At 43.7% G+C, this 16,285-nt stretch carries 15 protein-coding genes; 10 read left to right on the top strand and 5 right to left on the bottom strand.

Annotated features, from left to right (window positions below; genetic code table 11):
• Positions 1-1,563 (top strand): sigma-70 family RNA polymerase sigma factor, encoded by a 1,563-nt coding sequence (locus ACH59B_RS25130; RefSeq protein WP_404302993.1) that lies wholly within the window; start codon positions 1-3, stop codon positions 1,561-1,563.
• A 137-nt stretch (positions 1,564-1,700) separates the two neighbouring features.
• Here ACH59B_RS25130 and ACH59B_RS25125 read toward each other — a convergent pair whose 3' ends face one another.
• Positions 1,701-2,057, bottom strand: coding sequence for a hypothetical protein (locus ACH59B_RS25125; protein WP_016822501.1), 357 nt, complete (start codon positions 2,055-2,057; stop codon positions 1,701-1,703).
• Positions 2,058-2,600: 543 nt separating this feature from the next.
• Between ACH59B_RS25125 and ACH59B_RS25120 the strand changes: the two genes are divergently transcribed.
• From ACH59B_RS25120 to ACH59B_RS25105, 4 genes are all read left to right on the top strand, one after another.
• Positions 2,601-4,100: a malate:quinone oxidoreductase gene (locus tag ACH59B_RS25120; protein ID WP_016822503.1), complete on the top strand. Its 1,500-nt coding sequence runs from the start codon at positions 2,601-2,603 to the stop codon at positions 4,098-4,100.
• A gap of 365 nt (positions 4,101-4,465) precedes the next feature.
• Complete coding sequence (locus ACH59B_RS25115; protein WP_016822504.1) at positions 4,466-5,044, top strand: TetR/AcrR family transcriptional regulator; 579 nt, start codon at positions 4,466-4,468, stop codon at positions 5,042-5,044.
• Between the two features lie 79 nt (positions 5,045-5,123).
• The gene (locus ACH59B_RS25110) at positions 5,124-5,834 is read left to right on the top strand and encodes an SDR family oxidoreductase (protein WP_113050663.1); all 711 of its coding nucleotides are present in this window, start codon (positions 5,124-5,126) and stop codon (positions 5,832-5,834) included.
• 173 nt (positions 5,835-6,007) lie between these two features.
• A complete protein-coding gene (locus ACH59B_RS25105; protein WP_107733658.1) occupies positions 6,008-6,583 on the top strand; it encodes a histidine phosphatase family protein in 576 nt (191 codons plus the stop codon).
• Positions 6,584-6,672: 89 nt separating this feature from the next.
• Here the strand turns inward: ACH59B_RS25105 and ACH59B_RS25100 are convergent, their stop codons facing one another.
• Entirely contained in the window at positions 6,673-7,740 is a 1,068-nt protein-coding gene (locus tag ACH59B_RS25100; RefSeq protein WP_113050662.1) for a DUF4367 domain-containing protein, read from the bottom strand.
• A complete protein-coding gene (locus ACH59B_RS25095) occupies positions 7,701-8,291 on the bottom strand; it encodes an RNA polymerase sigma factor (protein ID WP_113050661.1) in 591 nt (196 codons plus the stop codon). The genes ACH59B_RS25100 and ACH59B_RS25095 overlap by 40 nt, the downstream gene beginning before the upstream one ends.
• 240 nt (positions 8,292-8,531) lie before the next feature.
• Here ACH59B_RS25095 and ACH59B_RS25090 point away from each other — a divergent pair, with 240 nt between their 5' ends.
• Complete coding sequence (locus ACH59B_RS25090; RefSeq protein ID WP_235332593.1) at positions 8,532-9,611, top strand: elongation factor G; 1,080 nt, start codon at positions 8,532-8,534, stop codon at positions 9,609-9,611.
• 62 nt (positions 9,612-9,673) lie between these two features.
• Here the strand turns inward: ACH59B_RS25090 and ACH59B_RS25085 are convergent, their stop codons facing one another.
• Complete coding sequence (locus tag ACH59B_RS25085) at positions 9,674-11,119, bottom strand: DEAD/DEAH box helicase (RefSeq protein ID WP_126666310.1); 1,446 nt, start codon at positions 11,117-11,119, stop codon at positions 9,674-9,676.
• A 285-nt stretch (positions 11,120-11,404) separates the two neighbouring features.
• Here ACH59B_RS25085 and ACH59B_RS25080 point away from each other — a divergent pair, with 285 nt between their 5' ends.
• The gene (locus ACH59B_RS25080; protein ID WP_016822512.1) at positions 11,405-11,815 is read left to right on the top strand and encodes a YjdF family protein; all 411 of its coding nucleotides are present in this window, start codon (positions 11,405-11,407) and stop codon (positions 11,813-11,815) included.
• 146 nt (positions 11,816-11,961) lie between these two features.
• Here ACH59B_RS25080 and ACH59B_RS25075 read toward each other — a convergent pair whose 3' ends face one another.
• The gene (locus ACH59B_RS25075; RefSeq protein ID WP_016822513.1) at positions 11,962-12,543 is read right to left on the bottom strand and encodes a TetR/AcrR family transcriptional regulator; all 582 of its coding nucleotides are present in this window, start codon (positions 12,541-12,543) and stop codon (positions 11,962-11,964) included.
• Between the two features lie 321 nt (positions 12,544-12,864).
• Between ACH59B_RS25075 and ACH59B_RS25070 the strand changes: the two genes are divergently transcribed.
• The 3 genes from ACH59B_RS25070 (at position 12,865) to ACH59B_RS25060 (ending at position 16,142) form a co-directional block, all read left to right on the top strand.
• Positions 12,865-13,926 (top strand): LLM class flavin-dependent oxidoreductase, encoded by a 1,062-nt coding sequence (locus ACH59B_RS25070; RefSeq protein WP_016822515.1) that lies wholly within the window; start codon positions 12,865-12,867, stop codon positions 13,924-13,926.
• Positions 13,927-13,952: 26 nt separating this feature from the next.
• Positions 13,953-14,891 (top strand): alpha/beta hydrolase, encoded by a 939-nt coding sequence (locus ACH59B_RS25065; protein WP_126666311.1) that lies wholly within the window; start codon positions 13,953-13,955, stop codon positions 14,889-14,891.
• Between the two features lie 294 nt (positions 14,892-15,185).
• Entirely contained in the window at positions 15,186-16,142 is a 957-nt protein-coding gene (locus ACH59B_RS25060) for an endo-1,4-beta-xylanase (protein WP_126666312.1), read from the top strand.
• Positions 16,143-16,285 lie beyond the last annotated feature (143 nt).

Raw genomic sequence — 16,285 nt, 5'->3', positions numbered from 1 at the left:
GTGCAGCGATGGATTGAGGAAGCTCGGCTAGGCGACCAAATCGCATGGGAGCAGATCGTGCAGCATTTTAGTGGGATGGCCTTTTCAGTAGCATTTACCAAGCTGGGTGACTGGAGCATAGTTGAGGATGCAGTTCAGGAAGCGTTCACTGAGGCTTTTGCCAATCTCCATAAGTTACAGGAAGCAGAGGCGTTCCCTGGATGGTTCAAGATCATTGTCGAACGCCAATGTCATCGCCTTCTGCGCCGGAAGAAGCACACGATGATGCCGTTGGACGAAACTATAGTCATGGATGTAGAGAAATATGATGTGGAGCTTATCGCAGAGAGAAGGGAATGGCATCAGAAGCTTCATCAATCCGTCGAGGGTTTATCTGACAAGTTAAAACTGGCAGTTCAGCTGTACTATTTTCAAGGGTATTCAATCGGTGAAATATCAAGCTATCTATGTGTATCTCCATCCGTGCTGAAAAAACGATTGTTCGATGCCCGCAATAATCTGAGAGCTTCGCTGCTTGTCAGCGACTTTGTATCCATGTTTAACGATATTTACGAAGGAGGAGAATCGGTGCTACATATAGTCAACGGTGACCATGTTGGTGACAAGCTGAGGAAAGGGAACATTCGCGGAGATATCCTGGTCTGGAGAGAAGTGTATCCGGTAGGTCCGGTGTTCCTTGAAATGGGCGAGCCCTCATCTAGAGCAGCTAGAGTGGAATATTTGGAGAGAACTCTCGGGATTCCGGCAGAAGACTATGTATCCAATTGCAAGGCTCAGGAGCAGACTCTGCATAACTTTCATAAGTACGACGAAGTCGTGCTATGGTTTGAGCACGATTTGTTCGACCAGCTGATGCTAAGTTACTTGTTGTACTGGTTTTCAATGCAAACCCTAGGCCAAACCAAACTGAGCTTGCTGTGTATCGGCAACTACCCAGGTATTGAACCGTTTAGGGGCTTGGGACAGCTTACAACGAAGCAGTTAGAAAAATTGTCAGGCACGTGGCAGCAGATTGGCCAGCAGGAGCTTGAGATGGGCAAAAGAATCTGGGAAGCATATGCCTCCCCGGATATAACGCGGTATATTGATATTTTGCACGAAGACACATCTGCCCTGCCTTTTGCTCATGCGGCACTTGAACTGCACCTATCTCGTCTACCTTCTACCGCCAATGGGTTGGGCATCGTAGAGCAGACAACTTTGGAACTCATCCAGCAAGGAGTAAATACTCCACATGAATTGTTTAAGCAGATCGGGAACCGAATAAGTGGTTTGGGCCTGGGTGATTTGGAATTTTGGTACCGTTTGAGGAATATGTCGGAGCAACCACATGCACTATTGGAGATTCAAGGTCGCCACTCATTTCCTGATCATCAAAAGAAAACAACTCCATTCTTTGACCAATGCGTTGTTGCATTAACGGAAGTAGGGAGGAATACAGTGGCGGGAGTACATGACTGGGTGAAGATAAAGGGAATAGACGAGTGCTATGGTGGTTTATGGCTACAAGGTGATTTGGCATGGCGTTGGGATTCAGAGGGAAAGCAGTTGGTGTATACGTAACTTATCCTAAATAACAGCAAGTTCTCTATAAAGTGACTAAGAGTGAGGCATGAAAAATGAGGTGTCTTTCCATAACAAATAGGCCATTCCTTCGGGGAAGGCCTTTTGCTTGATTTAGAATGTGGAACAGGCTTAGTTCATATCAAAAGTCCAGTCACATCCTGATACCCCATACTAACCAACAATTCATTACCATTTAGCTCATGCACTTTCTTCACTGTCACATCTAACTCCATATCAAGTATATACTGCAACACTTCAGCAACATACTTAGGTTGGTTCAGATTAATAGAATATTGTTTACCCTCTTTCATCACACGTAATCCCTCATTCAAAGGGCTACCAGTGACAATTGTATCTTTAGTAGTAAACTGAATTATAAATTTTATATCTTTATTTTCAGAAATAATAGTCAACTTGGATCTACAGTAAATATCTCTGACTGTTTTATAACTCCACAAGTACGTATTCCCACTAACTACTATTTTCCTCATAGCACTCTAGTCCCCATTCCTACAAGGTTTACAGAATCATTACAGATTCTGCTTCTTCAGCATTTCAGTCCGAAAACCGTTCTTCCCTGACAAAAGAAAATATTCCAACAATAGCCCAGGTCATGGGGGATCTTCGCCTTATGTCCCTTATTTTACTTGATTTCTATGCATTGTACAGTTTGCGTACAGTCCCAAGATGGATCGCGCATTAATTCTTGAAATCCTACATAACAATTCCTGGTTATTCATATACATAAACTGTTGATTTAATTATTGGGAAGCTGTATTCCACGAGAGTAACAAAATCAGCTATGTTTCTTATAAAAAGCTGAATTCAATTTTTATTTTCGCAAGAAAATTCTCACTTTTTAGCAGAAATGATTTATAATTATCAGATAAAAGTAGATATAATTTTTAAATGATTATATTTAAGTTATAATGGAGATAGAAAAGGTATGTTCCTGAGTGGAGCCTTGCTTCTTGAGTCAGTTAAGCAGGAGGGCCTGCTCTTTTTTGCAAATATAAGAGATAAGGAAGGTTTTTATGAATAGTATTCAGAAAAATACAGACGTTATCTTAATTGGTGCCGGAGTCATGAGCGCGACTCTGGGATCATTGCTGAAAGAGTTAGCACCGGAATGGGAAATTAAAGTGTTTGAGAAACTGGCAAGTGCAGGAGAAGAAAGCTCTAACGAATGGAATAATGCAGGCACGGGTCATGCTGCACTGTGCGAGCTGAACTACACATCCGAAAAAGCGGACGGATCTGTAGATATTCGTAAAGCGGTTAATATCAACGAACAGTTTCAGCTCTCAAGACAGTTTTGGTCTTTTCTTGTCAACAGTAATTTGATTCGTAATCCACAGGACTTTATCAGGCCCATACCCCATATGAGTTTGGTAATGGGTGAAAAAAACGTATCTTTTTTAAAAAAGCGCTTTAAAGCGCTTTCAAGTGTTTCGCTATTTCAAGGCATGGAATTTTCCGATGACCCTGAAAAGCTGAAGGAATGGATTCCGCTAATTATGGAAGGTCGTACATTGAATGAACCGATTGCGGCAACCAAAATCGACTCTGGAACAGATGTCAACTTTGGTGCTTTAACACGCATGTTGTTTGACCATTTAAAAAGCAAAAACGTCGAGATTAAATACAAGCATAGTGTAAAGGATATTAAACGTGCGAGCGATGGCTCGTGGAAAGTCAAAGTGCATAATCTGGATAACGGAAAAATCGAATATCATACTGCCAAATTCGTTTTTATCGGTGGTGGGGGCGGAAGTCTACCTTTACTCCAAAGAACTGGCATTCCTGAGTCCAAATATATCGGGGGATTCCCGGTAAGTGGACTATTTATGGTATGTAACAATTCTAAAGTGGTCGCCCAGCATCATGCAAAAGTATACGGTAAAGCGAAGGTCGGTGCTCCTCCTATGTCTGTCCCGCATCTGGATACTAGATACATCGGTAACCAAAAAGCGCTGCTGTTTGGACCGTTTGCCGGCTTCTCACCAAAGTTCCTGAAAACGGGTTCAAATCTGGACCTGATTGGTTCCGTAAAACCCAATAACCTCATCACGATGTTGGCGGCAGGGGCAAAAGAGATGGCATTGACCAAATACCTGATCCAGCAAGTGATGTTATCGAATGAAAAGCGCCTGGAGGAATTACGCGAGTTTATTCCCAACGCCAAAATTGAGGACTGGGATATCGTGGTAGCAGGTCAGCGTGTGCAGGTGATCAAAGATACAGAGGGCGGTAAAGGAACCCTTCAATTTGGTACGGAAGTGGTTAGTTCCGCTGACGGCTCGGTGGCTGCATTGCTCGGTGCTTCTCCGGGGGCTTCTACTGCTGTTCACGTTATGCTGGAGGTATTAGAGAAATGCTTCCCACAACATATGGAAAAATGGGAACCAAAAATAAAAGAGATGATTCCTTCTTATGGATTGTCGTTAGCGGAAAACTCAGAGCTTTACCAACAGATCCACAATACCACTACAGAGGTGCTGGGTCTGGGCGAAAAAGAACCGCTGCATCGTTAATTTTACATGGCTAGTAACTCGATCATCCAAATATTTTAATAAAATACAAAGTAATCTTACAATACGTATTCAGTCGCATAAGCAACAACGTGAAGCGGTGGGGAGTTCCCACCGCTAAAATGCTTGCTTACGAGTGCGAAACTTTGTAATCCTTCTGTGTTTATTGGTGTTTGCTATAGTGATTACAGTAATCATGGAGCGGGCTATAAAGGAGGAAAAGTAATTCTTTACCGATCGTTCCCGATATGTTAGGATAAAGCCAGACAGAGAAGAAAGACATATCAGCGACCAATGTAGAACGATCGTTTCCAAAAGGTCATGCAAATTAATCCAAACCTATTCTAAGTGGTCAGGGGGTAGCTACGATGGCCAGGAGCAAAGAATTTGAGGAAAACGTTGTTCTGGAAAAAGCTATGAAGCTGTTCTGGGAGCAGGGGTATGAGAAAACCTCGATGAATGATCTTGTCGAGCACATGGGGATCCATCGAAGAAGTATCTATGATACTTTTACCGACAAGCACACCCTGTTTCTTAAAGTGATGGACCGATTCGGAGAGCGAGTTAGTGGTAGATGGTCGGCAGGGATCAAGCAATCCCAGACGGCTAAGCAGGCACTTCAGTTCATTTTCGACTTTATCATTAATGGTGAAGAGGACGTACCGCCCGGTTGCATGTTCGTGAATTCGGCTGTCGAATTAGCAGCTCGGGATGAGGAGATTGATGCGATAGCGACGAAGGCCTTTGCAAAATCGGAGGAGCTGCTTGCAGAAATCGTAACGTGGGGACAGCAAAACGGCGAATTCACACAGCAGTACGAAGCGAAGGAATTGGCTGAGTATCTGCAAAATGCCTTAGCGGGACTGAGGGTGATGGTGCGGACTTCCGTTCCGAAAGAAAAGCTGCAACGGATAGCCGAGTTAAATCTACGTATTTTAGAGACATAGACGATACACGAAAACAAATTTTTTTCATGTTATTAGAACGATCATTCTCAATTTTATAAAAATGAGGAGGAAATAAATCATGACAAACAAAATCGCGTTAATTACCGGAGCAAGCAAAGGAATCGGACTGGAGATTGCCAGACAATTGGGGCGGCAAGGCATAACGGTATTGGTTGCTGCGCGCACGAAAACAGCAGCAGATGAAGCAGCGGCCGGGCTATTGCAAGATGGCATTCAGGCAGTCGGCGTGAAGCTGGAGGTTACGAATTCTGCACATATCGCGGAATTGGCGCAATTCATTGAGAAGACTTACGGTCGGCTGGACATTTTGGTCAACAATGCAGGCATTTTGGCAGAAAAAGCGGGTTATGACGGGGATGCTTTCAGAGATACTTTTGAGGTGAACACGTTCGCACCCTATTTGATTACAGAAGCACTGTTGCCATTACTGTTAAAGAGCGAAGCAGGCAGAATCGTCAACCAAAGCAGCGCTATAGGCTCGATTCAGTTCCAACTTTCCAATAAACGGGTGCAGCGGCTTGCTACCCCGGCTTATGCAGCTTCCAAAGCAGCTTTGAATATGCTGACGGCCTACTGGGCACAAAAAAACAGTGGGACGCATCTGAAGGTTAACTCCGTACACCCCGGCTTGGTCAAAACGCAGATGGGTGGGGAAAAGGCGGAACTGTCGGTGGAGGATGGAGCAAAAACGGCGGTCCGACTGGCGACCCTGCCAGAGGATGGTCCAACAGGCGGATTCTATTACATGGATGATCAGCTTCCGTGGTAAAGCGTTATGCATGAAAGAAAAAGATAATATATGACATTGTAACAGCAATTATCAGTTCGTGTATGGTGAGTGCAGACTGGATTGGTCATACCGAAGGATTTGCTCTAAAATTATAACCAATGGGCGGTTTCAGGAATCACGAGAGCAAAACGATATCCTTTAAGGAGGCTATTTTGGAAACTTTCATTTACATGGTGAGACATGGCGAATCACCGAAGACGGAAGGAAATGAAAGAACTAGAGGGTTGACGGATAAAGGGAAGTCAGATGCCTATCGAATAACGGAATTACTGAAAGGAGAGGGGATCGGGGTCTTCGTTTCAAGTCCATATCAACGAGCAATCCTAACCATCCAAGAATTAGCCCGATGTTCAGGACAAGAAGTTTTGGTATTCGAGGATCTTAAAGAAAGGATCTTTTTGAATGAAGACCACCGAATGCCCGATGAGGAATTATTCCCTTTATTAGATAAGTCATTTTCTGATCCAAACTTTGCCTTACAGGGAGGAGAGTCTAATACGATTTGTCAGAACCGAAGTATAGCAGTTCTAAAAGAATTGTTAAAAACCTATCGAGGACAGAAAGTTGCATTAGGCACTCATGGGGCAGTTATGACTTTAATGATGGGGTATTATGACAAGCAGTACGACTTGGATTTTCTACTACACACATCCAAACCAGATGTATACAGAATGAAGTTCAACGATCAGGAGTTAGTCGAGGTAAAAAGATTATGGTGTATGCGGTAGTGGTTTGTGAGGAAAGGTATAGGGACTATTCTTTAAAAAGAGACTACCCTTGGCGAAGGGCAGTCTCTTTTTAAATCTTACCGTTGCAGCTATTGTGGTGAACCATTAAGCAAATCTTCGGCTATTTTAACCAAATCTTCTTTGGTCAGCGGGCTGTCTTGGTTATCGGATATGTTGTAGTGTAAATGTCTTTTTTCATCGAGCCATCCCAGTCGGTTTTTTCCTGCTTCCAAGGGCTTGCTTGCTTCACTTGCCCTGATGTAATAGACCTTGGTTCCTTTGATTGTCACTTGCTCAGCCGAATCCTGTTCATTTTGCATGATGGTCGTCTTCGTGACTTCAGGAGTGTATTTGGTGACGGTAATGTTTACATAGTCGTTTCCTTTCGCATACCGGGCAAAGGAGGAGTCTGACTTGTCCCAGCTTAGCTTTTGAATAAACAGATTTTCACCCTCCGGTGCAGCTTTGGCCTGTTGCATCAGTTGATCGGTTAAAGCGCGATATTCCTTTTTATCCATCATTCCAGGATATGCAGCGACTGGATAGACGTATCCAAATTCAAACTTGTAGCCATCCGGTAGATGAGTGGGATTGCTGAGTAATGGAGCCTCAGTCCGCTTGATTTCATCTTGTAAGCTGTTGAAACTTGAGAGTTCAGCCGGTTTGTACGCAAACAGGGCCGGATTAGATAGGTTTTTTTGATTCATAGAATCGTCCTTGACGTAATAGGCAGCATACTCTCCTGGCTGCAAACGGCCTTTCACCTCTTTGTCCCACTGTGCGTAGGTCGAGGTATATGCTTTGGAGGCGTCCGTTTCGGTAGGGGGTTTGGCGGTATTTAATACAACGGCGCCCTTACTGTTGCGGAACTCAAGATATTGTGAAGCTGCGTATCCGGTCACAGAGGCCCCTACTACAAAAAGCAAAATCATGATGGGGACAGTCAAGCGAGGCTGAAAATGGATTTTTCCGATATTTCCTTTTTTGGGCATCGCCTTTTGGTAGACCTGTTCCATCACTTTGTCAGAGACGTCAAAAGCCTGAATTTTCAAAGCGTTCTCTGGCTCGGTTAGCTTGTCCATGTTTTTTAATCCCCTGTCTTGCAGATCGGTGTATTTCAGGCTTTGTTTTTGAATTCTGTCTTGTAACTCACGCATTTTTGGTCCTCCTTTAGGGGCTCCATTATTTTTTTGAGCTTTGTTTTTGTCCTGCCGTATTTTTTCTTGATAGCATCCTCGCTTTTGTTCATGATTTCCCCGATTTCTCCAAACGTTTTTTCTTCAAAAATGCGCAGCACCAGCAGGTTACGCTCCTCCGCGTTCAGTTGGTCCAACGCTCGGCTCAGCGGTTCACTGAAAAGCTGACGTTCCATAACCTGCGCTGCACTGTCTGAAGTCATGTCAGCTGAGGTGAACAGGGTAAGTTTAAATTTGCGTTGTAGATTCTTCCTGCGAATCAGGTTCAGGCAGTGATGATAGGCCATTTTATACAGCCAGGAGGAGAAGCCCACTGTCGGCTTGTACTTGCTGATTTTCTCAAAAGCATTGACGAAAATATCCTGCACAGCCTCTTCCGCCTCCTGCTCACTTCCTAATAGCCTCCAGCAGTACACAAAAATCTGACGCTGGTACTCTTTTACAATGTAGGCGTAGTCCTGGATCTCGCCAGCTTGAACTCGTTTGATTCTGTATTCGATGTCCTCATTCAAAGATTTAGGCACCCCCTCTGATCAAAAAGAAAACTATATCTGTATAACAATTGAAGATGACCGAAAGGGACACCTTGTCTAAAATTTTTTAAGTGTGCTATCAACTCTTTAAGAGAATACGATAAAGCAGATCAATTATCACCCACGTAATTAGTTTTATAGAGTTAGAGGTATATTGTGGAAGTGAGGGAATGGTAAAATGAAATTAGATATTGATAAGAAGGAGGTCTACAGTTTCTAATGAATGAAAGTGCTAGGAAATATAATTTTGATCATGTGTTGCTTTACCTTCATAATCAAATGAAGCTGCTGCCTAACCTAGAATCAAAATACATTGGATTAACCATGCCATTTCCTTCACAAGCTGCACTACGGAATAGGATGATTGAGAGTATTGAGACATTGATAGCACATGATGAGGACGTTTGTATTGCTGTTCATTTTAATCAATCTGATGCTGGGGCTATTGAATATGAGAAAATAATTTTTTTAGGAACGGATTACTTGCACCTCAAGAGAATCGCTGATTTTATGAAAAGACAAGATATTAACCTGAATATCAAAGACACCTGTATACTTTATAGAGAATGTACTGCTGACTTAAACATAAATTTAAAAGGCAATCATTCCAGAATAACAAGTTTGAATGACTTATTTGCAGGAGTCGAAATTCATATTGATCGTTTAGAGGCTGGAATGGGATATCGATATGAAAATACACAAGTGAATGAAGATATTATTCATTATTGCTGTCATAAAGATGATGAGGAAGGTAAGGAGCTTGGATACCAATTATTCGTAAAATCGTTAGATTACTTTTCCAAGAAATTGTTAGCTGAAGGATTTGTATTAGGGTATCCTGCTGTAGATTCTAAAATTAAAATAATGAAGGCCTCTTGTTCAATGTGTTTTTATCGAGATTATTATTACATTAGTGGAGCACATATATCACTCAAAACCGCCATGCAGCAAGCAGATTGGCAAATATGCGAACCATTGATGCAGGCCCATATGATCTGTAACAAGCTATATTTTGAAGAGAACTCCTTTTTTAGAGGGGTAGAAAATCTATGTATACTCGAGGGCGAAGATGATTATAAGTTATCGTTTAAATCTAGACTTTCCACAATCATTGATATTCTAGAAGAGATGTATAACCATAAAAAAGATATTTCGGACTTCCATCTACAATTGGACAGCTATGTGCCAGTTGAAGGTGTTACTCAGTTAAAAGAGAAATTCAAAGTCATTTATAATATCGCTAAATGGAAAGATGAATTAGAGGAGCAAGAGATGAACTCGGCCATCCCGCCTGTATAGCTTACAAAAACTTTCGGCTGTTCTGGACGGGATGGCCTCACTCTTTTTATGCAGCGTACCTTCTACTTATGCCCTTTGCGTACCTTTAACAGCTTGCCCTTTACGGTCGTATTCTTCATAATTTCAAGCACTAGTGGGCCCTTGCCATTCAGAATCTCAACATCTGTCACATTATCCAGAATCGTAATGATGCCGATATCATCTGCTGTTACCCCGTCAAGCTTAGCGATGGTACCCACAAAGTCGACAGCTCTAAGTTTTTTCTTCTTACCGCCGTTAAAATTGAGCTTCATAATCTGTTGGTTTAATTGCTCGCGCTTGTCGTTTTTGAGCACAGTTTTTACATGTAGGTTCCGCTCGAAATCTTCTCTGCGGAGATCTACAGCCTCTTCTGAGGGGGCTTTTACTTGCGGAATTGCAAATCCAATATATGCTTCAATATCAGCTAATCGGTTGCTGTCTTTAGGAGTGATTAGAGTAATGGCTTTCCCCGTTTTGCCAGCACGTCCTGTACGGCCTGTACGATGAACATAGCTTTCCTTTTCAAGGGGAATATCGTAGTTGATGACATGGGTGATATTTGTGATATCAATCCCTCTGGCGGCTACATCCGTTGCGATCAAGTAACGGAATTGTCCCCTTCTGAATGCGTTCATTACCTCAAATCGCTCATCCTGCTCCATGCCGCCATGAATGCGATCACATGGATATTCGAGGTCAGCCAATGCTCTGAATAGTGTATCTACACGCTCTTGCGTACGGCAGAAAATGATGCAGCTGTCAGGGTTCTCAACAATGAGCAGATCCTGGAGCAGAGCCAGTTTGTCCGCCTCTCGCACCTGAATAAGAGAGTGATCAATTGTAGCAGTCGTTACACCTGTTGCCTTAATCTCAATTTCCACAGGATCTTTCATATATTTACGTGATAATTTGGCTACATCTTCGGGATAAGTAGCGGAAAACAACATCGTAACCCGGTCACTAGGCAACGCCTGAATAATCGACTGAACCTGCTCGATAAAGCCCATATTCAGCATCTCATCAGCTTCATCAATCACGAGATAGGCAATTCGATTTAAGGATAGCGTGCCTCGTTCAATGTGATCCAGTACACGTCCAGGCGTACCTACAGCCACATGTGTTCTTTGTTTTAGCTCGGCCTTTTGTATATGAAAAGGATGTTTCCCATAAAGGGGCGTTGCTTTTATCCGCTTAAAGCGTCCAATATTCGTGATGTCTTCAGTAACTTGTAATGAGAGTTCACGAGTTGGTGTCAGGATTAAAGCTTGGGGCTTATTCTCATTCCAATCTACTAGCTCACAAAGTGGAATACCATATGCTGCTGTTTTGCCGCTGCCTGTTTGCGATTTGGCCACAAGATCCTTCTTCGCAAGCGCAACGGGAATAACCTCCGTTTGAATCTCTGTTGGCGTCTCATAGCCCAAGCTATTCAGAGCCCTCACAATTTCTTCACTTAATGGATAATCTGCAAAATGCTTCTGACTCATTCTCAACCTCTTCTGCGCTGTATTTAAGTACCATTACATATATCATGTCATCGTGTACCGAACTTATACTCATCTAGTATACTCTATATCTAGGTTCACTCTAATACATATCAGCGATTAACTTGCTGTTTTCCAGTAGGGCAACTATACTTTTTCTGAGACGAAAAAACACAGTCTGGTTGGTAGTCCAGACGCATGGACGACTCTATATTAGCAAGAGTGCCATGTCAGTAACCTTCCCCCTCGGGATGTCCATCGTTTCGATTTAAAATGAGGGGGATTCAAATGAAGCTTACGATTTATCATGATGGACAGTATTGGGTTGGAGTCGTGGAGGAGCAGGACCAAGGGAAATTGAAGGCAGCCAGGTACATTTTTGGTACAGAGCCTAAAGACGAAGAAATTCTCCATTTTATCCGAGAGGAAATGTGTGAACTTGTTAGTCGGCTGTCACAAGAGGTGGCTGTAAAGGGGTCTGAAACGAAGAAGATCAATCCAAAGCGGCTAGCAAGGCAGGCAGCGTATGAATTAAGGCGAAAGGGAGTCTCCTCCAACGCACAAGAGGCCTTAAAGTTAGAGTATGAGAAGCGTAAGTTGGAGAAACGTACTTACTCCAAACAACAAAAGGAATCTATGAAGGCACGGATAAGGGAATTAAAGGAGAAAAAAGCGAAAGAAAAACATCGTGGACATTAATAAAACCTCCATCCTTATACGCAATTGTAACGCATTGTTTTATATCAACATATGTGAAAATATGTGTTACGCACAAAGGGCACCCGACTGGGTGCCCTTTAAACTGTCTTATAGAGATTGTTATCCGCTAAAAGAATCCATTCAACTTACTTAAGCAGTGTCAGTGTTACCTCTATTGTATTATCAATAAATGATCGTTCTGGACGAGACTTTATCATGACGGTCAGACCAATTAACGATACAACTAGTGCCTGTGATACAGCCTTCGCATCTAGTTCGATCTCAAGCTCACCTAATTGTATACCTCGTTCAATGGTTTCTTGAAAAATGACCGCTAGGTACATTTGATGCTCCCTTGTAAGAATTTCAAACTTCTCATCATGGGGCGCAAGTTCAACCATTGTATTAATGCAAAAGCATCCTTTTCTAGGATTTTCCGCATACTCCTCTTCAACTACACCCTCAAAAAAAGTACGAAATGCTTCTTTTACAGATGGAATACTTTGAAGTTTGGTTCGGATCAGAGAAGCACGGGACATCGTGTATTTGCGTAGCGCGGCTTCGAACAATTCTTTTTTGCCCCCAAAAGTGGAATATATACTGGGGCGTTGAATTTCCATTCTTGAAGTTAAATCACTTAATGAGGTGGCTTCATATCCCTTTTCCCAAAATATTTGCATAGCTGCATCTAAAACTTTCTCTTCGTCAAATTCGCGGGTTCGTCCCATAACAATACCTCTCGTTACTCATGATTTTATTCTTAATGGCTCCATGTATCTGATTATAATGTTCAGTGACATTCATTTTATTACCAATTGGTACGTTATTATCTTATAATTAGTCCTTAAAATTGTCAAATGAAGGTTGGTCTTTCCCGAAAAGAGGAGGTGAATATGAAAGAATAATCAAAGTGGATTTACTATGATTGTTGACAGTATTCTTTTTTGTGAGTTATATTTACTGGGAAAAATAACTTACCGATTGGTACGATATTTTATTGTTATTCAATTGGCACACAAAGAAAGCTATTAGAACGGGAGAGATGGACCATGGAGATAGGTATTACCTCGTTTGTAGAGACAAAGCCTGATGTTCAGACAGGCGAAGTGATAAGTCACGCACAGCGGTTGCGTGAAGTTGTCGAGGAAATTATCCTTGCTGATCAAGTGGGACTTGATGTGTTTGGTATAGGTGAGCATCATCGAAAGGATTATTCGGCATCTTCACCAGCAATGGTGCTGTCCGCGGCTGCAGCGCAGACGCAACGGATTCGGCTAACCAGTGCAGTGACGGTGCTTTCTTCAGCTGATCCGGTGCGCGTTTTTCAAGACTTTGCTACGCTGGATGGTATTTCAAATGGACGTGCCGAGATTATGGCGGGTCGGGGTTCTTTTATTGAATCTTTTCCTCTGTTCGGCTATGACTTGGATGACTATGATGAGCTGTTTGAACAACATTTGGAACTTCTCCTTAAAATACGGGAGTCCGAAAAGGTAATCTGGAAGGGCGGTCATCGGCCAGCCATTAACAATTTGGGCGTGTATCCACGGCCAGTTCAGAACCCTTTACCAATATGGGTAGGCAGCGGGGGAAGGCAGGATTCTGCTATTCGTGCAGGTCTGTTAGGACTGCCCTTGATGCTGGCGATCATTGGAGGAAACCCGATAAATTTTGCACCGCTTGTCCAGCTTTATAAGAAAGCAGCAGCGCACGCTGGTCATGATGAATCGCAGCTTAGGGTTGGGTCGCACTCGATAGGATTTGTCGGAGAGAATAATGAGCAAGCGGCAGATACATATTTCCCTTCTACGATGGCAGGTATGAATAGATTGGGTAGGGAGCGAGGCTGGGCGCATTATGATCGTTCCAGCTACGATGCCGCGCGCAGCTTTGAAGGTGCGCTGTATGTTGGCGATCCCGAGACGGTTGCCCAGAAGATCATTCATCTTCGCAAGCATGTAGGTGTTACACGCTTTATGCTGTATGTTCCGTTAAGCACGATGCCGCATGCCGAGGTGATGAGAGCCATTGAGCTACTTGGAACAGAGGTAGCACCCCGAGTGCGGAAGGAAATAGCCAAGTGGGAAGCGGAGACGGAAAAAAGACTATAAAATAACCTAACATAGGAGTGATTCGCATGGATTTTGAAAATCGTTTATTACCAGAACTAAGGTCAGTAATTGCACAATTTCCCGGTTTTCAACTGGAGGAGAATTTAGAACTGAGCAGAAGTTATTTGTCGAGTCCGCCTATTGAGCAGTCGGAACACGTACGCACGACAAGCCGGATGATTCCGAGCGTTGCAGGCGAGATATTAGTCAAAATCTACGAACCTGCCCAGCGAACTGATGTTAAGCTTCCGGCCATGCTGTGGATTCACGGGGGAGGCTATGTAATGGGGCATCCTGATATGGACGATGCTTTGTGCGAACGCTTCGTGCAGGCGGCTAATTGCGTCGTCGTATCGGTCGATTATCGACTTGCTCCCGAGCACCCCTACCCAGCTGCCATCGATGACTGTTATGCCGCTTTGACGTGGATGACCGATGAAGCTGAGCTGCTGGGCATCGACTTGGACCGGGTCGCAATTGCTGGTGCAAGCGGGGGTGGCGGTCTAACCGCAGCACTTGCTTTAATGGCTCGTGACAAAGGCGGACCAGCCCTTATCTTCCAAATGCCGCTATATCCGATGATCGACGACCGCAATGTTACGGCATCAAGTCATGAAATTACGGCCGATAATGCACCATGGAGCCGGAAGAACAACTTGACGGCCTGGAACATGTACTTGAGTAATCGTACCGAAGATAGCGAGGTTTCCCCATATGCGGTGCCGTCGAGAGCAGAAAGCTTGGCTGGTCTGCCGCCGACCTACACGTGCGTAGGGCAGCTCGATCTATTCCGAGATGAGACGATCGAATATGTGGCACGCCTTGCCCAAGCGGGCGTTGACGTCGAATTTCATCTGTATCCCGGCACATTCCACAATTTTGAAGGGATGGTTCCTCAAGCAGAAGTAAGTCAACGCGCCAGCCAAAGTTATGTAGACGCGATTGCAAGAGCGCTTAATCCTTAAATAATTAAGGAGCGGTCTTCAGGTGATATGCTCCCAAGAAGATAGACAGGTTGAATAATAAAACCTACTACTGTGAAGGGAGTATATCACTTTTCGCAGCAGCCTTTTGTTATCGTTTCAGAGTTGTTTGGGATTCGTGTTGTGGCTGTTCTGCAATGATGTAAGATTTTTCGGGTTAATTCTATACTTTCACATGTAGCAGAAAACGACTATTCATTCTTATAATTGGAAATGTAAGCGCTTAAATATTAAGGGATGAGTATTATCAAACTATATGTGTGAGGAGGAGATTTTATGTTAAGAACTAAAGTGGGCAAGCTGGTGAGCAGTTTGGCGTTGGCGGGTGTGTTGTTATCATCTGTTCTGGTCAACCAGGCTGATGCTGGCCTGGCAAATGGAAGCAACTTTCTGGGGAATATCATTGCGGGCAGTGTCCCTCCTAGTTACGGGACATACTGGAATCAAGTGACGCCGGAGAACTCGACTAAGTGGGAATCGGTTGAAGGCAGTCGTAACAACATGAACTGGTCGCAGGCGGATACCGCCTACAATTATGCCCGTAGCAATGGTTTCCCGTTCAAGTTCCATACGTTGGTATGGGGTGCCCAGGAGCCAGGATGGGTTAAAGGACTGTCGGCTGCTGATCAGAAAGCGGAAGTGACTCAGTGGATTAAAGCAGCAGGTCAGCGCTATCCGAATGCGGCGTTTGTAGATGTGGTGAATGAGCCGTTGCATCAGAAGCCGTCCTACCGCAATGCCATTGGTGGTGACGGGTCGACCGGATGGGATTGGGTCATATGGTCGTTTCAACAGGCTAGACAAGCTTTCCCGAATGCCAAACTGCATATAAATGATTATGGTATTATCAACGACCCTTCTTTAGCCGACCAATATGTCAATATTATTAATCAGCTCAAGAGTAGAGGCCTGATTGACGGTATTGGCATTCAATGCCACCATTTCAGTATGGACAACGTCTCAGTCAACACGATGAATACTGTACTAAATAAGCTGTCGGCGACCGGGTTACCGATCTATGTGTCGGAACTGGATATAACTGGGGATGATAACACCCAACTTGCCAGATACAAAGAGAAGTTTCCAGTCCTTTGGCAAAACCCCTCAGTGAAGGGAGTTACGCTTTGGGGGTATATCCAAGGACAAACTTGGAAAGATGGTACACATCTGCTGAACTCGAACGGCACGGAACGCCCTGCGCTCCAATGGCTGAGACAGTATCTGAAGAGATAAGCTATAGGTGGCACTTAAAACCCAACAGATGCGGACTTTTGCTAAATACCCGGGCTGGGTAGTTGTTTGTTTGAAGAAGTCTTGGCTGAAATGTTACACGCCCAAGGCTTCTTTTTATTTAGCTTAAACGTATCTTTTACTTG

Source organism: Paenibacillus sp. DP01, assembly GCF_044784315.1.
Classification (GTDB): Bacteria; Bacillota; Bacilli; order Paenibacillales; family Paenibacillaceae; genus Paenibacillus; species Paenibacillus polymyxa.
Note: the sequence above shows the minus strand (reverse complement) of the source record. Positions and strands in the feature narration are given on the sequence as shown.